Origin of the sequence: Mesorhizobium sp. M4B.F.Ca.ET.143.01.1.1 (genome assembly GCF_004792275.1) — a bacterium.
GTDB classification, from domain to species: Bacteria; Pseudomonadota; Alphaproteobacteria; order Rhizobiales; family Rhizobiaceae; genus Mesorhizobium; species Mesorhizobium abyssinicae.
This window is the reverse complement of sequence record NZ_SRSR01000007.1, coordinates 91489-115898: the sequence shown is the minus strand read 5'-3', so window position 1 is coordinate 115898 and position 24410 is coordinate 91489. Positions and strand designations below refer to the sequence as shown.

Here is a 24410-nt window from a genome sequence, read left to right as displayed (position 1 = left end):
ACGCCTTTTCTTTTCCGGCAGCGCGTTATTCGGCCAGCACCCGGGTCGAGGGGAAGGCGACTTCCACCAGCGTGCCTTCGCCGGGTGTCGAGGTGATGCTGAACCGCGCGCGGTTCGCTTCCACCATCGCCTTGGTCAGCGGCAGCCCAAGGCCGGTGCCGTCGCCGCGTCCGCGCTTCAGCGCATTGATCTGCTTGAACGGTTTCAGCGCCTGCTCGATCTCGGCCTGGCTCATGCCGATGCCGGTGTCGCGCACCCGCATGACGACGTCGCCGGAGGTCTCGTAGGCGGTGGACACGATCACCTGGCCGCCGGCCTGCGTGTAGCGGATGGCGTTCGACAGGATGTTGAGGGCGATCTGGCGCACGCTCCTGAGGTCGGCCACCACTTCCGGCAGCCGCGACGCAAAGCTGGAGCGGATGATGACGCGCTCGCGGTTGGCCTGCGGCTGCATCATCGCCACCGTCTCGGCCAGCGTGTCGTTGAGCGACACCGCCTCGTAGTCCATCTCTTGCTGGCCGGCCTCGATCTTCGAGATGTCGAGCAGGTCGTTGACCAGGTCGAGCACATGATTGCCCGAGCGGTTGATGTCGCGCAGGTAGTCGCGATAGCGGTCATTGGCGACGGGGCCGAATTTCTCGTCCACCATCAGCTCCGAAAAGCCGATGATGGCATTCAGCGGCGTGCGGATCTCGTGGCTGATACGGGCCAGGAAATCCGTCTTTTGCGAGGAGGCGCGCTCGGCCACGGCGCGCGCCTGGGTCAAGTCCTCTTCGGCCCGCTTCCATTGCGTGATGTCGCGCACGACGGCGCAGAAGCCGCTGTCGCTGGGCAGCCGGCCGATGGTCATGAACAGCGGAATGAAGCGTCCCTGCGACTCCCGCCCGATCACCTCGCGGCCGTCATTCAGCACGCTCGCCACGCCGGGTTCGGAAAGCCCGCTGAGATAATCGCGCGCCGCGCGCTGGCTCTCGATGGCGAACAGCGAGGCGAAAGGCTTGCCGGCGACCTCGTCGCTGTCGAAGCCGAACAGCGCCTCCGCCGGGCGGCTGATCGAACGGATGTTGCCGTCGCGGCCGATCAGCACCACGCCGTCGGTGGCGGTGTCGATGATGGTGCGCATTTCGGCGATGCGGCTCTTCAGCTCCGAAACGTCCGGCTGCTGGGTGGGCTCGTCATTGGCGGCACTGAAATGCGCGGGTGCTGCGTCCTCTTCGCCGGAGCGGCGCACCACTAGCATCAGCGCCTTGCCGGCGCGCCACGGCACCGCGCGCAGGATGGCATCGATCGGGAATTCCTGCCCGTCGCGCGTCTTCAGCCTGAGGGCGCGATCGCTTTCGTCTGCGGTGCCGTCCTCGGACTGCGCATAGGGATCGGCAAACAGGGCGCCGAGCCCGCCGGCGTCGGTCAGCTCGTCGAGCGTGTCATAGCCGGTCAGATGCAGGAACTCGTCATTGGCATAGTGAAGCGCGTCGCCGGAGTGGATGATGAGCGGCACCGGCAGCTTGTCGAGGATGGACGTATCCGGCGCCCTGGTCTCCTCGCCGGTCGAGAAAGCCGACGGCACGAAGCCGTCGAGCTTGAGCGGCGGAGCAAGGAGGCGCGGCCGCTCGATCGCCGGCGTCTTCGCATCGGCATCGACGTGGGCGGTGGCATCCTCGTCGGATCGCGCCCATTCCTCGCTGTCTTGCGCGTCGCGGAAGTCGTCTGCTGTCATGCTGTCGTCGGCATCTTGCGGCGCCGAAGCCGGCGGAGCTTCGGCGGCCCTGGCCGCTTCAGGCTCGACAGCCGGGGCGCCACCGGCAAGCTGGTCGGTCTGGTCTTCGCGGCCGGCATAGTCGAGCAGCGAGCCCGAGACGGGGGGCGGCGTGACCTGACCGGCGGCAGGCTCTTCGGCGGCTTCGCCCGGCTCGCCGTCGAGGCGCGCCAGATCCTTCTCGTCCTCGGCGTCATCTTCCGGCGGTTCCGCCAATTCGGCCGGCGCTTCCGCGCTCACCGGCTCGTCATCCGCGGCGTTCGCCTGGTCCCGGGTTTCGTCGGCTGCATTGACTGGCGTTGTCGCATCGGCATCAACCGAAGCCTCATGCGCGACAGGCTGCTCAGCCTGCGCGGTCTCGACCGAGCTTGCGGCGGGCGGGTTCGCTTCCCGGGGGGCAGGCGGTGGCTCGGATGGGCCGGAACTGTCCTTCTTCAGCCGCTCGCCGATCTCGCGGAAAGCGCTGCGCTCCAGCGTCGACAGACCCTTGTCGTTGTCCGGTTGCCGGTGCTCGGCCAGCCGGATCACCTTGTCTGCAAAACGCCGCTCCGGCTTCGGCACGATGGTCAGCGCCGGCACCTCGCCCTTGAACGGGTCGGCTGGCTTCGGCGCCTCCGCAACGGGTTCCTTTACGGTCGGCTCGCTCGCCGCCGGCGCCCTGCCATTGGGAACAAGCGCCATGCCGATGGCTTCCGGATCGACGACCGCGTCGCCGGCGCGGGCAACGCCGAAGCCGCGAAAACCCTCGAAGGCGCGGCTGCGGCCGTAGACCGGCAGCGCCGCCAGATCGACCGGTATCTTGAGATCGGTGCCGGCGACCGGCCATAGCACCGAGCGGCCGGACCAGGTGTCGCGGCGTTCGAGCAGGCCGGCGATCTCGCCCGTGGCATCGAGGCCGAAGGTGGTGGCGACGTCCTTGAAGCGGCGTCCGATGACGTCGGCCGCCGGCTTGCCGACGATGTCGGCGAATTCGGGCGACAGCGCGCTGAATTTGCCGTCGGCGTCGGTGCGCCAGACGAAGCGCAGCGGCGGCGCGGAACGATCAATCGTCCGATCGGCGGCCGGCTCCGCCGCTGGCGCGGCAGCGGCGCCATCCTGTTTAGGCGTTTCGGCTGAAGCCTCGGCCTTGCCGGATGCGGGCTCCCGATGCCGTGCCTCGTCGCCGCCGGCATTGAAATACCAATGATCGTGCTGCGGCTGCGTTTCGCCGGCCTTTGGCCGGTCGCCGGCCACCGCTTTCGGGCGTTGTGCGGCCGGGTCGGCAGCCTTGTCGGGCGCGGCCGTCGCATCCGGCTTCGCGGGCGCAGGTTCCTGGCTTGCCTCAGGGGCGACGGAAGGCACTTCGACCGGCAATGCTTCGGCTGCCGGACCGTCGGTCTGCGGCTCACCCGGCAACTCGTCGTCGAGCTGCGCTTCGTCAATGACCACCAGGAGGTGGCGCGTGTCGGTCAGCCGTGCCAGGCCGGCAGGATAGGAGTTGACGCCGCCCGGAACCAGGCGCTTGACGATACGGTCGCTGTCATCGGCCACATCGGCGACAAGTGCTGCGAGCGTCTCGGGCAGGATGCCGAGCGCCGCAAAGCCGTCGGATGCGGCCTCCACCTTGCCGGCGGCGTCGATGAAAGCGATGAAATGGCCGTCCTCGGTGAAGCCGCCAATGGCGCGGCTGGCGATCTCTGCGGCGCCGCGCGAGCCGGTCTGCGCCGCGGGCAGCGCCAGCATGATCGCCTTCTCGCCATCCGGCATCGTCACCGCGCTGGCCAGGAAGCCGACGGCGCGACTGCTCAAGCCCGTCGCCAGCCGGAGCGTGATGGCCCGGTCGCTGCCGATCTGCGGAAAACCGCTGGTCGCCATGATCTGGCGCCTGGCGATCAGCGGCAGCCGCGCCGAGGCGCCGATGATGCCTTCGATGTCGTCATGCCCGAACACCGCGGCGCCAGGCCCGTTGGCCCAGATCACCTGTTCGAGGTCGGCCGACAATATGGCGATCGCGTCGCCGGCGGCGAAGCGCTGGCGGACCGCATCGAGCACGGCAACGTCGAGGAAGGAGTAATTTTCAGGCGGCATGCGCTTGGCGAATCCCTCCACCGGGGCAATTTCAGTTAACGCTTTGTTAATAAAAGCGGACGGGGCGAAGGTCCACAAGCCAAGGGGTGCAGCGGTCGAAATCTCTGGGCGCTTGGTTAACGGCGGGGAAGATTTTTATGGTGCACTGCAACAAAGATGTTGCATCGCACAAAAAACCTCTATATTGCCATTATACATGAACGAGACGGCTTTCTGTCAAAGCCGCTACCCGCGAAAAGGATGGAAAATGTCCAAGACCAAAACTTCAGAGACGATCGAAAACATCGAATTCCCGAGCTTTGACGCTTCCAAGGCCACCGACCAGATCCGCGCTTTCGCCGAGAAGGGCGTCGAGCAGTCGAAGGAAGCCTACACCAAGCTGAAGACCGGCGCCGAGGAGACCCAGAAGGTTCTGGAGTCGACCTTCGAGACCGCCAAGACCGTTTCCGGCGACCTGTCGCTCAAGACCATTGCCGCGCTGCGCGCCAATGCCGACGCCGGCTTCTCGCATCTCGAAGCCCTGATCGGCGCCAAGTCGCTGTCGGAAGTCGTCGAGCTGCAGACCTCCTTCCTGCGCAAGCGTGCCGAGCTGGCCGTCGAGCAGGCCAAGGAATTCCAGGCCGTCGCGTCCAAGGCTGCCGAGGACGTCGCCAAGCCGATCAAGACCGCTTTCGAGAAGGCCCTGAAGGACATCAAGGCCGCCTGATAAAGACGCACGACTCATCGATGCATCAAAACGTCGCATTTCGTCAGACAAATAGATGTGCGATAGAGTTGTCCAAGTGAATACCCGGTGGGCGGAACCTCCTCCCTCTGCTCTCCGGGGTGACCAGCCAGCACCTCCTCCCGCTGGCTCGTAACAGGAAAAGGCCGGCACCTCCTCCCGCCGGCCTTTTCTTTTGCCTGGCGAAACCCAGCGTCGGTTTGAAGAACCGGCCTTTGCCTCATCAAAGGCCTTGAATTAGACTCCGATAGCCCGTATTGGACGCATCGCCGAACGACAGAGCGGATCCGGGGAGCAGAGCTTCACCTCCATCCCGCTCAGGCAGACGTGCCGTTGTAGCTCAGCTGGTTAGAGCGCCGGATTGTGGATCCGGAGGTCGCTGGTTCGATCCCAGCCAACGGTACCATCGGCTTAAGCATCTGTTATTGCTGATAATTTCATAGGCCAAGCGAACTTGGCCACGCCGACTTATGGCATTCGATGGAAGAATCCTTCCGGCCCTCCTGAGCCTCCGCTCTCCTTCTACCGAAGACACGTTTCACACCTGGTGCAGAACCTTTCTGGCGAAAGGCCGCTCAGAAATCCATGCGGAGAGCGGCGGCGAAGACGCGCCAGGGGGATGGCTTGCGCTTCGCCTGAACCGTCCAGACTGGACTGCCCGCTCTGCCTTCCCCGATTCGGTCAGCGACTGTTCGGCCCAAGCAGGCATCTGTCGAACCATCTGCACCGACCTGTCGAACGCCGCGGCATCTGCGCGAAATTCTCCTCGGAACCAATTGTCTTATTCCACGTTTTTAGCCTTGCGGTGGATTGTACGTCGCCGCAAGGGGTGGGGATTTCATCGGCATAAGTTCCTTCACAAAACCGCTGGGCTGGGAGTGGCACTGTGAGCGTGCAGGCATCAAGAGCGCAACTCGACCGTCGTCAAATTCTCAATTCGTTAAAAGCCTTCAGGCGAGGCGACTTTTCCGTCCGGATCGACAACGTCTATGAAGGTATCGATTCCGATATCGCCGATGCCTTCAACCAGATCGTTGAACTGAACGATCAGGTCACGAAGGAATTTGAGCGACTGAGCAGGGTCGTCGGCAAGGACGGAAGGATCGGCGAGCGGGGCCACGTGCGCAATGCCACCGGTAGCTGGGAATCGAGTGTCAGGTCGGTCAACGACCTCATCGAAGACATGGTCCAACCGACCGCGGAAGTGGCTCGCGTCATTGGCGCGGTGGCAAAAGGCGATCTGTCCCAAACGATGATGGTCGAAATCGATGGCCGACCGCTGCGCGGCGAGTTCCTGCGCATAGGCAAGATCGTCAACACAATGGTGGGACAGCTGGCTTCCTTTGCCTCCGAGGTGACCCGCGTCGCGCGAGAGGTTGGCACGGAGGGAAAGCTTGGCGGACAGGCGCGGGTGAAGGGCGTTGCCGGCACGTGGAAGGATCTGACCGACAACGTCAACGCCATGGCCACCAACCTCACGGGTCAGGTGCGCAACATCGCCGAAGTGACCACCGCGGTTGCTTCAGGCGACTTGTCGAAGAAGATCACCGTCGACGTGAAGGGCGAGATCCTCGAGCTCAAGAACACCATCAACACGATGGTCGATCAGCTTAATTCCTTCGCATCGGAAGTGACGCGCGTGGCGCGCGAGGTCGGCACCGAAGGCAAGCTCGGAGGCCAGGCCCGTGTCGAAGGCGTCGGCGGCACCTGGAAGGACCTGACGGACAACGTCAACTCCATGGCGGAAAACCTGACCGGCCAGGTCCGCAACATCGCCGAAGTGACCACGGCAGTGGCTCTGGGGGATCTCTCGAAGAAGATCACCGTCGACGTGAAGGGCGAAATCCTCGAGCTCAAGAACACCATCAACACGATGGTCGATCAGTTGAACTCCTTTGCTTCGGAGGTCACGCGTGTCGCGCGTGAAGTCGGCACTGAGGGCAAGCTCGGCGGCCAGGCCCAAGTGCGCGGCGTTGCCGGCACGTGGAAAGATCTGACCGACAATGTCAACTCGATGGCCGAGAACTTGACCGGTCAGGTGCGCAATATCGCGGAAGTCACGACTGCGGTTGCCTCTGGCGATCTGTCGAAAAAGATCACTGTCGCCGTGCAGGGCGAGATTCTCGAACTCAAGGACACCATCAACACGATGGTCGATCAGCTGAATTCGTTCGCGTCGGAAGTGACGCGCGTGGCGCGCGAGGTCGGCACGGAAGGCAAGCTCGGCGGCCAGGCCGAGGTGAAAGGCGTCGCCGGCACCTGGAAGGACCTGACTGACAACGTCAACCTGATGGCGGCCAACCTGACGGGCCAGGTTCGAAACATCGCAGAGGTGACCACGGCCGTCGCCCGAGGCGACCTTTCCAAAAAGATCACCGTCGACGTCAAGGGCGAAATCCTCGAGCTCAAGGATACCGTCAATACGATGGTCGACCAGCTGAATTCCTTTGCGTCCGAGGTGACACGCGTGGCTCGCGAGGTCGGATCGGAAGGCAAGCTTGGCGGCCAGGCCCACGTGGAAGGCGTCGGCGGCACGTGGAAAGACCTGACAGACAACGTCAACGCCATGGCCGGAAATCTGACCGTGCAATTGCGCGACGTTTCCAAGGTGGCAACCGCAATCGCCACCGGCGACCTGACGCAGAAGATCACCGTCGATGCATTGGGAGAAATTCTGCAGATCAAGGACGTGATCAACACCATGGTTGATCAGCTGAACTCGTTCGCCTCGGAAGTGACGCGCGTGGCGCGCGAGGTCGGTTCGGACGGCAAGCTCGGCGGCCAGGCGCAGGTTCGAGGCGTGGCCGGCACCTGGAAAGACTTGACCGACAATGTGAACGCCATGGCTGCCAATCTGACCGGCCAGGTGCGCAACATCGCCGACGTGACGACGGCCGTGGCGCTGGGCGACCTTTCCAAGAAGATCACCGTCGACGTGAAGGGTGAAATCCTCGAACTCAAGTCGACCATCAACACCATGGTCGACCAGCTGAATTCCTTCGCAGGCGAGGTGACGCGCGTGGCGCGCGAAGTCGGCACCGAAGGAAAGCTCGGTGGTCAGGCTCAGGTGCGAGGGGTCGCCGGAACGTGGAAGGATCTCACCGACAATGTGAACTCGATGGCCGAGAACCTTACCGGCCAGGTGCGCAACATCGCCGAGGTGACGACGGCGGTCGCGCGAGGCGACCTCTCCAAGAAGATCACCGTCGACGTGAAGGGCGAAATCCTCGAGCTCAAGTCGACCATCAACACCATGGTCGACCAATTGAACTCTTTCGCAGGCGAGGTGACGCGCGTCGCGCGCGAGGTCGGCACGGAAGGCAAGCTCGGCGGCCAGGCCGAGGTGCGAGGCGTAGCAGGCACCTGGAAGGATCTGACCGACAACGTCAACCTGATGGCGACCAATCTGACAAACCAGGTGCGTGGCATCGCCGACGTCGTGACGGCAGTGGCTCAGGGCAATCTAAAGCGCAAGCTGACGGTCGATGCGAAGGGCGAAATCGCCTCCCTCGCGGACACCATCAACGGCATGATCGAGACCCTCGCCACCTTCGCCGACCAGGTGACCAACGTCGCGCGCGAAGTGGGCATCGAGGGCAAGCTCGGAGGGCAGGCGCGGGTGCCTGGTGCAGCCGGTCTCTGGCGCGACCTGACGGACAATGTCAATCAGCTGGCCGCCAATCTGACCACCCAGGTGCGCGCCATCGCAGAAGTCTCGACCGCCGTGACAAAGGGCGATCTGACCCGCTCGATCAGTGTCGAGGCCTCGGGCGAAGTCGCGGCGCTCAAGGACAACATCAATGAGATGATCCGCAACCTCAAGGATCAGACGCTGAAGAACGCAGAGCAGGACTGGCTGAAGACCAATCTGGCTCGCTTCTCCCGGATGCTCCAGGGCGAGCGCGACCTCGCCACGGTTTCGCGATTGATCATGTCCGAACTCGCCCCGCTGGTGAACGCTCAATACGGCGTGTTCTATGTGACCAACCGCGACGAAGATGAGTCCTATCTGGAGCTGGCGGCGTCGTACGGCGCCGAGAGCAAGGCAGCCATCAAGCAACGGCTCGATCTTCGGGAAGGGCTCGTCGGCCAAAGTGCCGCAGACAAGCGTGCGATCATGCTCGACAATGTGCCGCCGGACTTTCTGCGGGTCACCTCCGGACTGGGCAGCTCCTCGCCGGCCAACGTCATCATTCTGCCGGCTCTGTTCGAAGACGAGGTCAAGGCCGTCATCGAACTCGCATCATTCGGCGAGTTCCGCGACACGCACCAATCGTTTCTCAATCAGCTGATGGAGTCCGTCGGCATCGTTCTCAACACCATAGCGGCGACGATGCGGACCGAGGGCCTGCTCAAGCAATCGCAGCTGCTGACGTCCGAATTGCAGGCCCGCCAGACCGAACTGACTAAAAAGCAGGAGGAACTGCACGCCACGAACGAGGAGCTTCAGGAAAAGGCTCAGCTTCTGGAGAACGAGAAGAAGCAGGTCGAAAACAAGAATCTCGAGATCGAGATGGCACGGCGGGCGCTTGAGGAGAAGGCTGAGCAGCTTGCGCTCACTTCAAAGTACAAGTCCGAGTTCCTTGCCAACATGAGCCATGAGCTCAGAACGCCGCTCAATTCGCTGCTGATCCTTTCCAACCTGCTCGCCACCAACCAGCAAGGCAACCTCAACGACAAGCAGGTGGAGTTTGCGCGCACCATAAATTCGGCCGGCACGGACCTTCTCAGTCTCATCAACGATATCCTCGATTTGTCGAAGATCGAGTCGGGTACGGTCTCGATCGACATCAATGACATGCCGGTCGCGCATCTGCGCCAGCATATGGAACGCACGTTCCGCCAGCTCGCCGCCGACAAGGGACTTGGCTTTGCCATAAAGGTCGACCCGGCTCTTCCCGAGACCGTGCGTACCGACGAAAAACGCCTGCAGCAGATCGTCCTCAACCTGCTGTCAAATGCCTTCAAGTTCACGTCCGGAGGTCAAGTCAGCCTGAATTTCCGGCTCGAGAAAACTGCACGCCGCAACGGCGCCAGACAGTCCGCCAGGGCCCTGGCCATTGCGGTGACCGACACCGGCATCGGCATTCCGGAAGACAAGCAGAAACTGATTTTCGAGGCTTTCCAGCAGGCGGACGGTACGACCAGCCGCAAGTACGGAGGAACCGGTCTGGGGCTCTCGATCAGCCGTGAGATCGCCCGTCTGCTTGGCGGTGAACTCAGGGTTGAAAGCACTCCGGGCAAAGGATCGACCTTCACGCTCGTCATTCCGATCGACGGTCCAAGGACTACGGCCGCGACGCAGCCGGAATTGCTTCCGGCCACCGAAGCGATTGCCACGACCGCAGCGCCCACCGGTCTGCCGTCTGCGGAATTGATGGACGACCGCGACGCCATTTCGGCGGAAGACAGGGTGGTTTTGATCGTTGAGGATGATCCGACCTTCGGCGGCCTGCTGCTGGGCCTGGCACGATCGGCCGGGCTGAAAGGTGTCCTGTCGACTGCCGGGTCCGGAACCTTGGCCTTGGCCCGCAAGCTGGTTCCGGACGCGATCACGCTGGATCTCGGGCTGGCGGACATCGATGGATGGGTGCTCTTTGACCTGCTGCGCCATGATCCGAAGACCACCGGCATTCCTATCCATGTGATCTCTGGCGCGGACGACATCGAAGGCCTGGCCACCAAGGGCGCATCGAGCATTTCCACCAAGCCCGTGTCGTCCGACGAACTGATGAAGGTGTTTCAGGATATTCATTCGAGAAAGCTTCGTGTCCAGCGCCGGGTGCTTGTCGCAGACGCCGATCCGGAGCGTCGCCTTTCGCTGGTCGAAACCATCCGGGATGGGGTCACCTCGGTCACTGCAATCGGTCGCGCGGCGACTGCAGATGACATTGACCTGGCCGCGTACGATGCCGTGGTTCTCGGTCTTGGAAGGTCTGCCAAGGACAACGCCCAGGCGCTCGATGAGCTTACCAACCAGCTTTCAGACGGGCTGCCGCCGCTTCTGTTCTTTGCCCCTCACTCCGACGCCATCGAACAGGTGCTGGCGCTCAATCCGGCTTGGATCGATGTCCCGCGGGCCGAGAATTTTGCTCAGTTGGCTCTCCACATATCGGCAACACTCCCAGGAGGATTGCGCGAGGACAATGGGGCAGGGCCCGGGCAAGCTGAGAACAGGTCAAACATCGCTGGCGCAAAAGTGCTGATCGTCGATGACGATATCCGAAACATCTACTCGCTGACGAGCGTTCTCGAGACCTACGACATCGAAGTTCTCCATGCCGAGCGGGGCCGAGACGGGATAGCGTTGCTGGAGGAGAACTCCGACGTCGACGCAGCCTTGATCGATATCATGATGCCCGAGATGGACGGCTACGAGACGATGAGGAGAATCCGCAATACGCCCGCCATAGCTCACATTCCACTGATATCGGTGACGGCAAAGGCAATGAAAGGCGATCGGCAGAAGTGCCTGGAAGCCGGCGCGTCCGACTATATAGCAAAGCCCGTCGATCTCGACCTTCTCATGGCGTTGCTCCGGGTCTGGATCGGTCGTTCCAGAGCGAGGGTCGAGACCTCGCAAAATCTGCTCATGTCCGTGAACTGACAGGTGCCCGATGCAAAAGCTGTCGCCTATCCGTTCGAAAAAAATGGAAATCGTGCAGCCGACCGACAGCCCTGCCAAAGCACGCATCCTCGCCGTCGACGATGACGAACGAAATCTGTTGGCGATTGACGAACTCCTCTCTCCGCTGGCGGAGGTCGTCACGGTGCAATCCGGTGAAGAGGCGCTGCGCTGCCTGTTGAAGGAGGATTTCGCCGTCATCCTGCTGGACGTTCTGATGCCGGGTCTCGACGGTTATGAAACAGCCGCGCTGATCCGCCAACGCGAGCAGTCCAAGCGAACGCCTCTCATCTTCCTCACGGCCATCAACAAGGAAGACGCTCATATGCTGCGCGGTTACGACGCCGGCGCGGTAGACTATGTGTTCAAGCCATTCGACCCGGTCATGCTGCGATCCAAAGTGGCCGTATTTGTCGAGCTTCACGAGAAGACGCTCGAAATCCAGCGAAATGCCATTGCCGAGCAGGCGCTGCTGGCGAAGGCCCTGCAGGCCGAAAAACAGAAGCTTGAAGCCGAGCGATCGCTCCGCACCGCGGAGGAGCGACAGGAAGCCATTCTTGGATCATTGCCCGTCTGCTTTCACGCGAGGGCCGCCGAGCCGCCTTTTGCAGCTCGTTTTGTCACCAAAGGTGTCGAACGTCTGACGGGATTTCCTCCCGAGCGACTGACATCCGATCCACGTTTTGGCCTGAGCCGGGTGCACCCGGACGATTTGCCCAAAGTGCGGGAAGCATTGCTGGCGGCAAAAGCAACAGGCTCCTACACATGCGAGTTCCGCTGGCAGTGCGCCGACGGCAAATATCGCATCTTTCTGGACCAGGGCGTCGTGTCGAAAGGTGCCGACGGGCGCCGTCCCGAAATCCTTGGCACCTTGCTCGACATAACAGAGCGCCGTGAGCTCGAAAATCAACTCCTGAAAACTCAGCGCCTGGACGCGATTGGAAAACTCACCGGAGGGCTGGCCCACGACTTCAACAACCTGCTCGCTGCGATTCTAAGCGGGCTAGGTCTGCTCGAGCGGCATGCCACGCTCGACAATCAGGGGAAGCAGATCGTTGAATTGACCCGCCGCTCCGCCAAACAAGGCGCTGAGCTTGTCACGCGCATGCTCGCCTTTTCACGGCGACAGAACCTGAGGCCTGCCGCGGTCCGTCTTGCGGCGCTGGGGGACACGATGAACGGGCTGGTGGCACCGGTACTGGGAGGCTTGATCCGGTTTGAATGGATGGTCGACAACTCAGTTTGGCCCGCTCATGTCGACGTCGGCCAACTGGAGCTGGCTTTGATGAACCTGGTTTTCAATGCGCGCGATGCCATGGCCTCCGGGGGAACAATTACAGTGCACGCACAGAACCGGACGATCACAGCAGCATCGGAAGATTTGACAGCGGGAGACTACGTCGTCCTTACGGTCAAGGACACCGGCGCAGGCATCCCCCCGGATGTTCTGGCAAGGGTCGTCGAACCCTTTTTCACCACAAAACCGCTCGGCAAGGGGACCGGCTTGGGCCTCAGCACCGTCGACGGCTTCATGAAGCAATCCGGTGGTTCACTCCGCATTATCAGCGCCGTCGGCCGCGGGACATCGATGGAGCTTTGGTTGCCTCGTTCGGCAGAGTTGCCGGCAGATAATGCGGCCGAGTTCGACGCGGAGCCGGTGATGGGCGAGGCTGAAAAGGCGCTTCCGTCCCTGCTTTTGATCGACGACAGCAGCAGCCTGCGGCAACTGACAGCAGAATCTCTTCGGCAACGCGGCTTCGCAGTCACCTGTGCTGCAGGTGGTGCCGAAGCACTGGCGATTATCGAACGGACACCCCACGACTTCGACGTCATTGTCACGGATTTCGCCATGCCTCTCGTGTCGGGCGTCGAGGTAATTCGCTTTGCGCGCAACCTGCGCTCGAATTGGCCAGCGGTGATGATAACGGGATACGCCGACGCCGACGCTATCGCAAACCGTCCTCCGGATGTTCCATTGGTCAACAAGCCCTTTCGCGAAAAGGACCTCATAGAGAACATCCTGCGCGTCAACGCTGCCTACGCGATCAGCTGATAGCAAGCCAGCGTCCACAGCTATGGTGCGTGCACCACACCGGTTGGGGTCCGCTCGCTTCAGCCTGAGGTCGTCATGTCGTTCATGGAGCATCAGTGCGACTTTTCCGCCAGCATCATGGCCACAGTTTTGCAGGTAGGATAGCAACGCTGGCGACGAGGCTGGAAGCCGCAACTGGCCGAAGCGAAGGAAACGATCGATGAAATCCGCGAACGGAATTGCCGAGGTGAGCCGACTGAAAATCGGCTTTGTGCTCGCGCGTTCGTTCACCCTTTCAGCCTTCGCCCTGTTCGTCGATACGCTGCGTCTGGCCAGTGACGAGGCGGACCGGTCGGGCCGCATTTTTGCCGATTGGCAGGTTCTGGCCAGCACTCGGCACCTGATCACCTCCAGCTGCGGCGTGCAGGTCGCGCCGACATCGGATCTCGTGGACCCAAATCTGTTCGACTATATCGTCATCGTCGGCGGGCTGTTGAACACCGAGTTCCCGGTCGACGACGAGACGGTCCGCTATCTCAAGAAGGCAGCCGCCAGCAAAGTGCCGTTGATCGGTGTCTGCACGGGGACCTTCGTGCTTGCGGACGCCGGCCTGATGAAGTTCCACCGGACCTGCGTCAGCTGGCTGCACTACCAGGCATTCCGCCAGCGTTTCCCGGATCACGAAGTCAGGTCGGACCGCATCTTCAACCTCGATCGGACCAGGGGATCGTGCGCCGGCGGCAGCAGCGCGGCGGACATGGCCGCATCGATCGTGAGGCGTCACATCAGCGAACGCGCCGAGAGAAACGCGCTCGAGGTCCTGCAGATCGACAAGGCGCGCCCGGCCTTGCACATCCAGCCGCGCCGGCCGCTCTCGATCGAATGCAACGATCCGCGGCTTCAGGCGGCGCTGATTGCGATGGAAAACCATATCGAGAATACAATCTCGATATCCGAGATCGCGGCATCGGTTGGATTGTCGCGAAGGCAGCTGGAACGCTTGTTCATGGAGAACACGAAAACCTCCCCGGCGCTCGTCTACAAGAAGGTGCGCCTCGAGCGGGCAAAGCAGCTTCTCCTCGAGACCAGCGTGCCGATGCTCGACATCGCCATCGAAGTCGGCTTCGAGAACGCGTCGCATTTCTCCAGGGTTTTCCGGGAGACATTTGGAATGCCGCCGAGCAAATTGAGATCGGCAGTTGCCGGCGGCACGAGCCTTGTCGATAGATAGACTCGTGCCACCAGGCGCAGCAGTGCGGCGAGTGACGGCGTCAGGTCACATGTTGCTGCAAGGTCGGATCGGCGGTCGTGGCTTGAACGGAAGAGGCTGGCGCCGGAGGGGAACGTCGGCGAGCGACGACCGGATGGGTTTGACGGCAGCAGTGGGTTGAGCGGCGGCTACACGCCTGGCGAGCAGCCCCGCCGACATTGCGGCGAGCTTGGATGCGATACTCAAGGACGACTCCTCCCAGGAGAACTCCAGCACATCCCAATCTACCACGCCCGCCGCCGCGCCCGCAGTTACATTTGCTAATCCAGGGAGGATTCGGTCAACCGGTGCGAAGTCTTTCCGTTCTGGCGGACTCAATCTTCCTCAGCCGTGCCTTGGCCTCGCTCACGCGCCGCTGCGCGCCTCTGATCCTGCAGCACAGGGCCAAATTGACGGCAACGTTGCCGTCACCATCCAGGAGTTCTTCCGCCCGTTCCAAGGCCAGTTCCGCTCGGCCGGCACGCTGCCTCGCCTTGTCCATTTCCAAGCTGTAAATTTCAACCATCTTTCCGCTCGCGTTGCGGTCCCTTCAAGATCGAAACCAGTGCCGATTGGATTGGTTCCGACACGGCGCGCGACAGCTTGTCACAATGCGGGGCGCGTTTAACCGGGAAGCCGGTGGTACCGTTGGCTAGGATCGTCAGGTCGTTTGATGGGCGCCCGGCAGGAGCACTAGCTTTCCCGCCTGGAAGCCTCCTGCAGCCGCAAATTGCCTGGCAACGCTTGCGAACCCGTCCTTTCGGAAACTTCTTCCGGTATCTTTTGTGCAGCAGTCGAAACAGTCGTATCCTGTCCCGCCGCGACGGTCGCGGACGAAGCATGAAGGTCTCGATGGGCGAGCAAAATCCACGTTCTTCGCGGGAGCGCATGACGATCCTCGGCGATGTCGAGGCGGCATCCTTTGTTCCGTGGATCGAGCGTCATGCCGCCAAGCTCGGGCTCGCGCAGGCAATATGCGCTGCCGGTCCCGACCGGATCGAACTCGACATTGCCGGTCCGGCCGAACTCATCGACATGATGGAGATGGGGTGCTCCCTTGGACCAATCGATGTCTGGGTCGAGGCCATCCGCCGGGCGCCGATCGAGAGCGAATCGGGCTAGGTTTGCAGCCGCTTGCGAAGCGGCGTGCACCTTTTTTAGGCATTATTGCCAGTGAGGAAATGTTGTGCAAACGTAACCGGGCTTATTAGCATGTCCTTGACCGCGAAGCCGCGCTCGGGAAGATGCTGGTGTCGTTTGAAAGTTGATGCATGCCGCCCTATCCGACCGGCTCATGGATGCCTGTTGCCCTCTCCGCGGACCTGCCGGCGGGAACCGTAATGCCGGCGCAATCCCCAGCCGGACCGGTTGCCCTTTGGCGAAGCCGTTCCGGCCGTGCGGCGGCCTTCGCCGACAGATGCCCGCATCGCGGCATGCGGCTTTCCCATGGCTTCGTGCGCGGTGAGACCCTGTCCTGCATCTACCACGGCTGGGGCTATGCCCAGGCGGGAAACTGCCTGCGCATTCCGGCCCATCCGGCACTGACGCCACCGGACACGATCCGTGTCGCGACGCAGCCCGTCGAGGATGGCGGCGGCATCATATGGATTTCCGTAGGCGAGCCCGCCGCCGGGCCGCCCCGGTTCGAGGGCCTTGCTCCGCTGCGCTCGATGATGGTGGAAGCGGACATCGCGGCGCTGGAGGCGGTCGCGGGCACCAAGGCCGACGGAGACCTGCTCGACTACGCCGGGAATGCCCCGACCATCCGCCTGCTGCTTGCTCCGCAAGGGCAAGCGCGGACGCTGGTGCATGTTCTGGTGGCCGAGGGCAGCAGTCAGGCCGAGCGTATCGCCGCATCGAGAGCCGCCGAGGCGCTGCGGCGGGCGGCCGAGGATATTGCGCACGGTGGGATCGCCCGATGACCCGCAACGCGATGATCGACGAATGGTATCCGGTCGGCATTGCCGGCCAGCTTGATGCGCACGGGCGCAAGACGGCCCTCATGGGCGAGCCGATCGAGGTGGGGCGCGGCGAAGATGGGAACGCGAAGGTCACCGGCGCCAACGGACGTGCCCTGCCGGCCTGCATCCGCTACGGCCATGTCTGGTCGTCGCTCGGCGACCCGCAAAAGCCGCTGTTTGCGATCCCCGAGGCCGATCAGCCGGGCCGCCGGCTCGTCGATGTCGGGGTGGTGCGTGTGCGCTGCTCGCCGCTGCGCGCGGTCGAGAACTTCCTCGACATCGCGCATTTTCCGTTCGTGCACACCGACATATTGGGGGCCGAACCGCACACCGAGGTGCAGAACTACAAGGTCGAGATCCGGGAGGACGAAGACGAGGTTTGGGCGACCCAGGTGAAGTTCTATCAGCCACAGGCCGCCAAGTCGGCGGAAGGCGGCATAACAACCGAATACATGTATCGCGTGCCCGCGCCGACCTGCTCGATCCTCTACAAGACATGCCCGCCGCGCCCGGGTGAATGGGACGTCATCACGCTTTTCGTGCAGCCGCTTGCCGAGGACCTGTGCGACGTCTGGCCATGGATGGCGCTGTTCGACGACGAAACGCCGATGACGGACCTGATCCATTTCCAGCAGACGATCTTCGTCCAGGACCGGTCGATCCTCGAAAACCAGATTCCGGGGCTGCTGCCGCTGGATCCCGGCATGGAGATCCCGACGCGAGCGGACCTCACCTCGGTTGCCTACCGGCGCTGGCTGAAACGTCATGGCTACACCTACGGCGCGCAACTGGTGGCGCAATGAAGCTCTTCGACTACGTGCTTTCGCCGAGCTGCTACAAGGTGCGCCTCATGGCTGCGCTGACCGGGGTGACGCTCGACATCCGCCCTGTCGACTTCCATCCCGGTGTCGAGCATCGCGGTCCTGAGCTCATGGCGCTGAACCCGGCGGGTTCGATCCCGATCCTGGAAGATGGCGATCTCGTCCTGACCGAATCCTCGGCCATGCTGGTCTACCTCGCCGCCAAGGCGGCGCCGCAATGGCTGGGCAACGATACGGCCGGGCAGGCGGCGCGCGTCCAGCAATGGCTTTCCTTCTCGCACCGGCTGACCGCCAGCCTGGGGGCCGCGCGCCTGCACGAGATGCTGCTGCGTCCGGGCAATATTGCTGTCCTCCAAGGGCAGGGGACAGCGGCCCTGCGGGAGCTGGAGGCTGGCCTTGTCGAACAGCAGATCCGCGGCCAGCGCTTCCTTGCATCCGACCGGCCGACGATCGCCGACATCGCCTGCTTTCCTTATGTGGCGCTCGCGCCGGACGGCGGCGTTTCGCTCGATCCCTATCCCGCGATCCGGCTCTGGTCGCGGGCGATCCGCGCCATCGATGGCTTCATCGAGATGCCGGGCATCCACCGGCTGCACGAGTTGAAACCCGAGCCCGTCCCAGAAGTCGGCGAGGCCTGACGTGGCTGGCTATTTGCTGAAGAACTGCGCTGCAGTCATCGTCGACGAGGGCAACGGCCCTGACGTCCGGCGCAATGTCGATGTCCTGACCGATGGCCCGGCGATACGGGCCATCGGCGAGGGCCTCGACAAGGCGGAGCTGCCCGCCGGGACCGTCGCGCGCGACGCCGCCGGCTGGTTCGTCTATCCCGGCCTCGTCAACACCCATCACCACTTCTTCCAGTGTTTCGTCCGCAACCGCGCCGATCTGGACTGGACGAAGCTGTCGGTCATCGAATGGCTCGACCGCATCTATCCCGTTTTCTCGCGGCTGACCGAGGAATGCTTCTACCACGCATCGGTGACCGCGATGGCCGAGTTGATAAAGCACGGCTGCACGACGGCATTCGACCATCAGTATTGTTTTCCGCGGCATGCCGGCAAACGGCTGATCGACCGGCAGTTCGAGGCCGCCGAACTCCTCGGCATGCGCTTCCATGCCGGACGCGGCGGCAACACGCTGCCGAAATCGCAAGGCTCGACCATCCCCGACGCCATGCTGGAAACGACGGACGAGTTCATCGCCGACTGTGCCCGGCTGATCGACGCCTATCATGACGCCGGTCCTTTCAGCATGCGCCAGCTCGTCGTCGCGCCCTGCCAGCCGGTCAACTGCTATCGCGAGACCTTCGTGGAATCGGTGGCGCTGGCGCGCGACCGCGGGGTGCGCATGCATACCCATGTCGGCGAGGGCGAAAGCCCGGTCATCGAAGCCCGTCACGGCATGCGCACGGTGGACTATTGCACCGAGATCGGCTTCTGCGGGCCGGATGCCTTCTATGCCCATTGCTGGGAACTGACCCACGACGAGCTGCGCAAGATGGCCGCGAGCGGCACCGGCGTCGCGCACTGCCCGGAGCCGGTCTATCTCGTCGGCGCCGAGATTACCGACATCCCGGCGATGTCGGCCTTCGGGCTCAATGTGGGGCTGGGCTGCGACGGTGCCGCCTCGAACGACAATTCCAACCTGATGCACTGCATCCATTCCGCCTACATGCTGCAATGCCTGGCGGCATCGACACGGCGCCATCCGGTTCCGCCGCCGGCCGATTTTCTCGGCTATGCGACGACCGGGGGCGCGGCGCTGCTCGGGCGCCGCGACATCGGCAGGCTGGCGCCCGGCATGGCCGCCGACCTTTTCGCCATCGACACGCGGCGCATGGACTATGTCGGCACCAGGCACGATCCGCTGAGCCTGCTGGCCAAGGTCGGCATCGGCGCGCCCACCGACATGACCATGATCAACGGCCGCATCGTCTGGGCCAAGGGCGAATTCCCGGGGCTCGACGAGGCCCGGCTTTTCGCGCAAGCCGAGGCGGCGCTCGCCACGGTGGAATTCTAGCAACCAAAACAAGGGGAACCGACATGCTGACAAATCTTACCCGCAGAACATTGATGAAGGGCGCGGCCGCCACCGGGCTGGCCGCAACGCTGGGCGGCCGGGCGCTTGCAGCCGACGAACCTCTGGGCATCGTGCTGGTGGTCCCGTCGCCGGTCGGCGATGTCGGCTGGGGCCGGGCGCTTGCCGACGGGCTCGAGCCGGTGAAGGCGGCCTATGGCGACAAGGTGAAGGTGACCATCATCGAGAACATACAGGAAGGACCCGACGCCGACCGGATCATGAACAAGGCGATCGCCGACGGGAACAAGTTCCTGATCGCCGGCTCCTTCGGCTACCAGAACGGCGCCCTGCAGATCGCGCGCCGCAATCCGGACGTCACCGTTCTGCATGCCTCCGGTTTCCAGGTGGCGCCGAACTTCTCGCCCTTCGCGGCCCAATATTCCCAGGGCACCTACCTGATGGGCATGGCGGCAGCCGCGCTTTCGAAGACCGGCAAGCTCGGCTCGGTTTCCGCCTTCGCCATTCCCGAGCTGATCACTTCGATCAACGCGTTCACGCTCGGAGCGCAGGCGGTGAAGCCCGATGTCGAGGTTTCGGTCGTATGGGTGAACTCCTGGTTCGATCCGGCCAAGGAGCAGGAGGCCGCCAAGGCGCTGCTGGCGCAGAAATGCGACGTGATCTTCTCCAACGCGCAGGACACGCCCTCGGTCATTTCGGCCTGCGAGGAGGCCGGCGTCCCCGCCTTCAATCTCAACTCGTCGATGAAGAAATACGCGCCAAAAACCTATCTCGGCTGTGTTGCGACCGACTGGTCGCCCTTCTTCAAGGCCTCCGTCGACGCCCACATCGCCGGCAACTTCAAGGGCGCCAACGCTTTCCTGGGTGTCGGCGACAAGGTTGTCGAGGTTGTCGACTGGAACCCGGGCATCCCGGCCGACATGATGACCAGGATCAAGGAGGTCGAAGCCAAGATCGCCGCCGGCAGCTTCTCGCCCTTTGCCGGTCCGATCGCCAAGGCCGATGGGAGCGAGGGCGTCCCCGCCGGCAAGACGATGACCGAGGCCGAGATCGTGGCCATGGACTGGCACGTCAAGGGTGTCACCACGCCGCTGCCCAAGTGACCATGACCGTCCCGCTCCTGTCGCTGCGCGGCATCTCCAAGAGCTACGGCCAGATCCATGCCAATCGAGACATCGATCTGGACGTGGCTCCGCGCTCGATCCACGCGATCCTTGGCGAAAACGGAGCGGGCAAGTCGACCCTGATGAAGCTGATCTACGGCGTCGAGCAGCCCGACGCTGGAACGGTGATCTGGAAAGGCGAACCCCTGGCCCTCGCTTCCCCCGCGGATGCGAGGCGCAAGGGGATCGGCATGGTCTTCCAGCATTTCTCCTTGTTCGAGACACTGACGGTGGTGGAAAACATCCGCCTGGTCGTGCCCGCAAGCAAATCGGATCTGGCGCAACGCATCCGCGCGCTCGGCCGCGACTTCGGACTTCAAGTCGATCCGCTCGCCCATGTGCACGCGCTCTCGGTCGGCGAGCGGCAGCGGGTGGAGATCATCCGCTGCCTGATGACCGAACCCCAGCTTCTGATCCTCGACGAACCGACCTCCGTCCTGCCGCCGCAATCGGTTGACAGGCTGTTCGAGACCTTGCGGCGGCTGCGCGACGGCGGCGTTTCCATCCTCTTCATCTCGCACAAGCTGGAGGAGATCCGCGCGGTCTGCGACCGTGCGACCATCCTGCGCGGCGGGCGCGTCACCGGCAATGTGGACCCGCGCGACCACGACGCGCACGACCTCGCCCGCATGATGATCGGCCGCGACATGCCGCAGCCCATGCCGGCGGTCGCGCATTCCGGCGGCGACAAGTGCCTCGAGATCGTCGGCCTCGACCATCGGCCGGACGATCCCTTCGCGGTGCCGCTTTCCGACGTCAGCCTGACGGTGCGGGCCGGCGAGATCCTCGGCATCGCGGGCATATCGGGCAACGGGCAGAGCGAACTCGCAGCGCTGATCTCGGGCGAGACGGTGCTGCCGCGCGAAAAGTCCGACCGTATCTTCATGATGGGAAAGGATGTCGGCGCGCTCGATGCGGCGGCCCGGCGCCGGCTGGGCTTGGCTTTCGTTCCGGAGGAACGGCTCGGCCGCGGCGCGGTGCCCGAAATGTCCCTTGTCCTCAACAGCCTTCTGACCGCCCATCCGTTCGGCCTGCTCAAGCGCGGCCTCGTCGACACGCCGCGGGCGAAGGCTTTCACCGACGACTGCATCCGCCAATACGACGTGCGCACGCCCGGTTCCGAAGCGGAGGCCGGCGCGCTCTCGGGCGGCAATCTGCAGAAGTTCATCGTCGGCCGCGAGATCATGCTGTCGCCGAAATTGCTGTTCGTGGCGCAGCCGACCTGGGGCGTGGATATCGGCGCGGCCGCCGCCATCCGCCGGCGCCTTGTCGCCCTGCGCAACGAAGGCGTGGGCATCCTCGTCATCTCGGAGGAACTGGAGGAGCTGTTCGAACTCTGCGATTCGATCCAGGTGATCCATCAGGGCCGGCTGAGCCCGCCGCTGGTGACGCGCGACACCAGACCCGAGGAGATCGGCCGCTACATGATCGGCGCCCATTTGACGGCCAGGAAAGTCCCTGCATGATCGCTTCCTCCAGGCCGTTCCTTCCCGTTCTGGTTCGCCGGGAGCATGCCTCGCTTACCGTCAAGCTGGTCGCCCCGCCCGTGGCGCTCGGCCTGGCGACGCTCCTCAATCTCGGGCTCTACGTGCTGATGGGCCGCGATCCCGTAGCCGTTTTCCACGCGATGCTTCTTGAACCCTTCCTGTCCTGGGCCTCGTTCTCGGAAGTCCTGCTCAAGACCGGGCCGCTCCTGCTCATCGCGCAGGGGCTTGCCATCGGCTTTCGCGCAAAGGTCTTCAACATCGGAGCCGAGGGCCAGTTCATCCTCGGCGCGATCTTCGCATCGGCCATCCCAATCTGGTTTCCAGCCGCGACGGGCCAGTGGATATGGCCCTCCATGCTCGTCATCGGCGCGCTGGGCGGCGCGCTGTGGGCATCGCTCACCGCCTTCTGGCGCGTCAGGCTCAATGCAAACGAGATTCTGGTGTCGCTCATGCTGGCGCTCGTCGCCGCGCAATTGCTCAACTATCTGCTTCTCGGCCCCTGGAAGGATCCGGCCGGCTTCAACTTCCCGCAATCGGTGATGTTCCAGTATGACGCGATGGTGCCGATCCTGATCCCCGGCACCCGGGTCAACGTCTCGCTGCTTGTCGCCTTCGCATTCTCCCTCGCGGCCTGGGTCTTCATGCAGAGGAGTTTCGCTGGCTACAAGCTGCAGGTCGGCGGCCTCGCGCCGCACGCGGCCGGATACGCCGGCTTCAACGAAGGGCGCGCGATCTGGCTTTCGCTGCTCATCGGTGGTTTCGCTGCAGGCCTCGCCGGAGCGGCCGAGGTGGCCGGGCCGCTTGGTCAGTTGCAGCGCTCCATCTCTACCGGTTACGGCTACGCCGCCATCATCGTCGCCTATCTCGGTGGCCTTCACCCGGTCGGCATCGTCTTTTCCGCGCTGCTGATGGCGGCCCTCTATATCGGTGGCGATAATGCAATGGTCTCGGCAAATCTGCCGGTCGCAGCGGTCCGGGTCTTCCAGGGCAGCCTGCTGCTTGCCTATCTCGTCGCCATCGCCTTCGTCCGCTACCGGCTCGTCTGGCGCCATGCCGCCCACGGAAGCACCTCATGAACGCCGTTGAGTTCATCGTCGCCGGGATGCTGGCGGCAGCCACGCCGTTCCTTCTGGCGGCGCTCGGCGAACTGGTGGCCGAGCGGGCCGGCGTCCTCAATCTCGGCGTCGAGGGACTGATGGCCCTCGGCGCCGTGATTGCTTTCATCGTCGTCTATCAGGGCGGCGGGCATCTGCTCGGATTCCTCGCCGCCGGCCTTGCCAGCGCTGCGCTCTCCCTTGTCTTTGCCGTCATCGCGCTGGGATTCCGCGCCAACCAGGTCGCGGTCGGCCTCGCCATAGGCATACTCGGCCAGGGCCTCTCGGCGCTGTTCGGCAAGAGCTATGAGAGCCTCACGGTCAGGGGGCTGCCGAAGCTGTCATTGCCCTGGCTGTCGGATATCCCGGTCGTCGGCGGCCTGTTCGCCCAGGACATTGTCGTGTGGCTTTCGCTTGCCGCGACCGTCGCCATCTGGGCGACGTTCGCCTACACCAAGACCGGTCTCGTCGTCCGCGCCGTCGGCGAGAACCCCAAGGCGGCGCATGCGCTCGGCTATCCGGTGATCGCCGTGCGCTTCGCCGCCGTCGCCTTCGGCGGCGTGCTGGCGGGTTTTGCCGGCGCCTACGCAGCCGTGGTCTACACGCCGCTGTGGGCCGATGGCATGATCGCCGGGCGCGGCTGGATTGCGATTGCGCTGGTCGTCTTCGGCACCTGGCTCACCAGCCGTATCTTTCTCGGCGCGTGTCTCTTCGGCGCCGTGTCCCTGGCAAGTCTGGCGGCGCAGGCGACCGGGCTGGGCGTTTCCTCGCAACTTCTGTCGAGCCTGCCCTATCTCGTGACAGTCATCGTGCTTGGCATCATCTCGTCGAACCGGCGGCTGCTCAAGCTCAACGGCGTTGCTTCGCTGGGAGAGCCTTTCGAGCGCTAGCACCACGGATGCGCCGCAATGCGGCCAATGCCATCTGCCCCGGCGAAACGGCAACGCCGATGGTCGGGTGCCAGTTCGGGGCTGCCGGCCTGCCACGCCGCCGACAGCCCCCGGCAGACCCCTCATTGCGGCGGAAAGAAGCACCGCAACCAGGAGAGTCGACATCGCATGAGGATATCACTATATACCGGCGGCTTCGGCGACGCGCCCCGGGTATTGGGCGGTCGACGGCGCTGCGAATGTGCTGACACCTATTGTGATGCAAATCGGTCTGAAAACCGGAAAAGCAAAATAGAAACAATAGCATGATGCTGGGTATCCCAGCCACCTCCACCATCATCCTCAACGATCAGAACGTGTCCCTTGACGCTTCCCTCCTCTCGCACGCTGTGGACCTCGGGCAAGATCAACTTGCCGGGAGATGCCGACTCGGCTGGAATGGGTGCATGCATCCTTTGCGGGGTGCCGACGTTTATGATTACCAACCGGCATAGCCGCTAGGGA

Annotated in this window: 16 protein-coding genes and 1 tRNA gene; 14 read left to right on the top strand and 3 right to left on the bottom strand. The window is 63.5% G+C overall.

The genetic code is table 11. From position 1 onward, the window contains the following. Window positions 1-25: 25 nt before the first annotated feature. On the bottom strand, window positions 26-3823 hold the full coding sequence (locus tag EN786_RS18820; RefSeq protein WP_127309770.1) for a PAS domain S-box protein: 3798 nt from the start codon (window positions 3821-3823) through the stop codon (window positions 26-28). 247 nt (window positions 3824-4070) lie between these two features. Between EN786_RS18820 and EN786_RS18815 the strand changes: the two genes are divergently transcribed. Then, the gene (locus EN786_RS18815) at window positions 4071-4529 is read left to right on the top strand and encodes a phasin (RefSeq protein ID WP_127286863.1); all 459 of its coding nucleotides are present in this window, start codon (window positions 4071-4073) and stop codon (window positions 4527-4529) included. Window positions 4530-4876: 347 nt separating this feature from the next. Then, window positions 4877-4953: transfer RNA gene (locus EN786_RS18810), tRNA-His, on the top strand. 534 nt (window positions 4954-5487) lie between these two features. Here the strand turns inward: EN786_RS18810 and EN786_RS38685 are convergent. Next, window positions 5488-5667: a hypothetical protein gene (locus tag EN786_RS38685; RefSeq protein ID WP_245478213.1), complete on the bottom strand. Its 180-nt coding sequence runs from the start codon at window positions 5665-5667 to the stop codon at window positions 5488-5490. Between EN786_RS38685 and EN786_RS18805 the strand changes: the two genes are divergently transcribed. From EN786_RS18805 to EN786_RS18795, 3 genes are all read left to right on the top strand, one after another. Continuing rightward, window positions 5668-11154, top strand: a complete 5487-nt coding sequence (locus tag EN786_RS18805; protein WP_245478212.1) for a HAMP domain-containing protein — start codon at window positions 5668-5670, stop codon at window positions 11152-11154. 10 nt (window positions 11155-11164) lie between these two features. Continuing rightward, window positions 11165-13225: a response regulator gene (locus EN786_RS18800; RefSeq protein WP_135908718.1), complete on the top strand. Its 2061-nt coding sequence runs from the start codon at window positions 11165-11167 to the stop codon at window positions 13223-13225. 199 nt (window positions 13226-13424) lie between these two features. After that, the gene (locus tag EN786_RS18795; protein ID WP_127285435.1) at window positions 13425-14435 is read left to right on the top strand and encodes a GlxA family transcriptional regulator; all 1011 of its coding nucleotides are present in this window, start codon (window positions 13425-13427) and stop codon (window positions 14433-14435) included. 319 nt (window positions 14436-14754) lie between these two features. Here the strand turns inward: EN786_RS18795 and EN786_RS18790 are convergent, their stop codons facing one another. Continuing rightward, window positions 14755-14979: a hypothetical protein gene (locus EN786_RS18790; RefSeq protein ID WP_127285434.1), complete on the bottom strand. Its 225-nt coding sequence runs from the start codon at window positions 14977-14979 to the stop codon at window positions 14755-14757. Window positions 14980-15293: 314 nt separating this feature from the next. Here EN786_RS18790 and EN786_RS18785 point away from each other — a divergent pair, with 314 nt between their 5' ends. The 9 genes from EN786_RS18785 to EN786_RS18745 all read left to right on the top strand — a co-directional run bounded on the left by EN786_RS18785 (window position 15294) and on the right by EN786_RS18745 (window position 23906). Further along, the gene (locus EN786_RS18785) at window positions 15294-15575 is read left to right on the top strand and encodes an acylphosphatase (protein WP_245478411.1); all 282 of its coding nucleotides are present in this window, start codon (window positions 15294-15296) and stop codon (window positions 15573-15575) included. 149 nt (window positions 15576-15724) lie between these two features. Beyond that, window positions 15725-16375: a Rieske 2Fe-2S domain-containing protein gene (locus EN786_RS18780; RefSeq protein WP_127311443.1), complete on the top strand. Its 651-nt coding sequence runs from the start codon at window positions 15725-15727 to the stop codon at window positions 16373-16375. Continuing rightward, a complete protein-coding gene (locus EN786_RS18775; RefSeq protein ID WP_127285431.1) occupies window positions 16372-17217 on the top strand; it encodes an aromatic ring-hydroxylating dioxygenase subunit alpha in 846 nt (281 codons plus the stop codon). Before EN786_RS18780 ends, EN786_RS18775 begins: the two co-directional genes overlap by 4 nt. Continuing rightward, window positions 17214-17873, top strand: a complete 660-nt coding sequence (locus EN786_RS18770; protein WP_127285430.1) for a glutathione S-transferase family protein — start codon at window positions 17214-17216, stop codon at window positions 17871-17873. Before EN786_RS18775 ends, EN786_RS18770 begins: the two co-directional genes overlap by 4 nt. Window position 17874: 1 nt before the next feature. Continuing rightward, window positions 17875-19254 carry an amidohydrolase gene (locus EN786_RS18765; RefSeq protein ID WP_127285429.1) on the top strand — a complete coding sequence of 460 codons (1380 nt, stop codon included), beginning with the start codon at window positions 17875-17877 and terminating at the stop codon, window positions 19252-19254. Window positions 19255-19280: 26 nt separating this feature from the next. Continuing rightward, entirely contained in the window at window positions 19281-20375 is a 1095-nt protein-coding gene (locus EN786_RS18760; protein WP_189340614.1) for a BMP family ABC transporter substrate-binding protein, read from the top strand. A gap of 2 nt (window positions 20376-20377) precedes the next feature. After that, window positions 20378-21901: an ABC transporter ATP-binding protein gene (locus EN786_RS18755; protein ID WP_127311198.1), complete on the top strand. Its 1524-nt coding sequence runs from the start codon at window positions 20378-20380 to the stop codon at window positions 21899-21901. Then, window positions 21898-22998 carry an ABC transporter permease gene (locus tag EN786_RS18750; protein WP_127286752.1) on the top strand — a complete coding sequence of 367 codons (1101 nt, stop codon included), beginning with the start codon at window positions 21898-21900 and terminating at the stop codon, window positions 22996-22998. Before EN786_RS18755 ends, EN786_RS18750 begins: the two co-directional genes overlap by 4 nt. Further along, window positions 22995-23906 carry an ABC transporter permease gene (locus tag EN786_RS18745; RefSeq protein ID WP_127286753.1) on the top strand — a complete coding sequence of 304 codons (912 nt, stop codon included), beginning with the start codon at window positions 22995-22997 and terminating at the stop codon, window positions 23904-23906. Before EN786_RS18750 ends, EN786_RS18745 begins: the two co-directional genes overlap by 4 nt. Window positions 23907-24410: the final 504 nt, after the last annotated feature.

Bases quoted from the DNA above. Each gene is read 5' to 3' on its own strand.
- EN786_RS18795 (WP_127285435.1), top strand. From the start codon at position 13,425: ATGAAATCCGCGAACGGAATTGCCGAGGTGAGCCGACTGAAAATCGGC.
- EN786_RS18745 (WP_127286753.1), top strand. From the start codon at position 22,995: ATGAACGCCGTTGAGTTCATCGTCGCCGGGATGCTGGCGGCAGCCACG.
- EN786_RS18775 (WP_127285431.1), top strand. From the start codon at position 16,372: ATGACCCGCAACGCGATGATCGACGAATGGTATCCGGTCGGCATTGCC.
- EN786_RS18790 (WP_127285434.1), bottom strand. From the start codon at position 14,979: ATGGTTGAAATTTACAGCTTGGAAATGGACAAGGCGAGGCAGCGTGCC.
- EN786_RS18750 (WP_127286752.1), top strand. From the start codon at position 21,898: ATGATCGCTTCCTCCAGGCCGTTCCTTCCCGTTCTGGTTCGCCGGGAG.
- EN786_RS18815 (WP_127286863.1), top strand. From the start codon at position 4,071: ATGTCCAAGACCAAAACTTCAGAGACGATCGAAAACATCGAATTCCCG.
- EN786_RS18770 (WP_127285430.1), top strand. From the start codon at position 17,214: ATGAAGCTCTTCGACTACGTGCTTTCGCCGAGCTGCTACAAGGTGCGC.
- EN786_RS18820 (WP_127309770.1), bottom strand. From the start codon at position 3,823: ATGCCGCCTGAAAATTACTCCTTCCTCGACGTTGCCGTGCTCGATGCG.
- EN786_RS18755 (WP_127311198.1), top strand. From the start codon at position 20,378: ATGACCGTCCCGCTCCTGTCGCTGCGCGGCATCTCCAAGAGCTACGGC.
- EN786_RS18780 (WP_127311443.1), top strand. From the start codon at position 15,725: ATGCCGCCCTATCCGACCGGCTCATGGATGCCTGTTGCCCTCTCCGCG.
- EN786_RS18785 (WP_245478411.1), top strand. From the start codon at position 15,294: ATGAAGGTCTCGATGGGCGAGCAAAATCCACGTTCTTCGCGGGAGCGC.
- EN786_RS18800 (WP_135908718.1), top strand. From the start codon at position 11,165: ATGCAAAAGCTGTCGCCTATCCGTTCGAAAAAAATGGAAATCGTGCAG.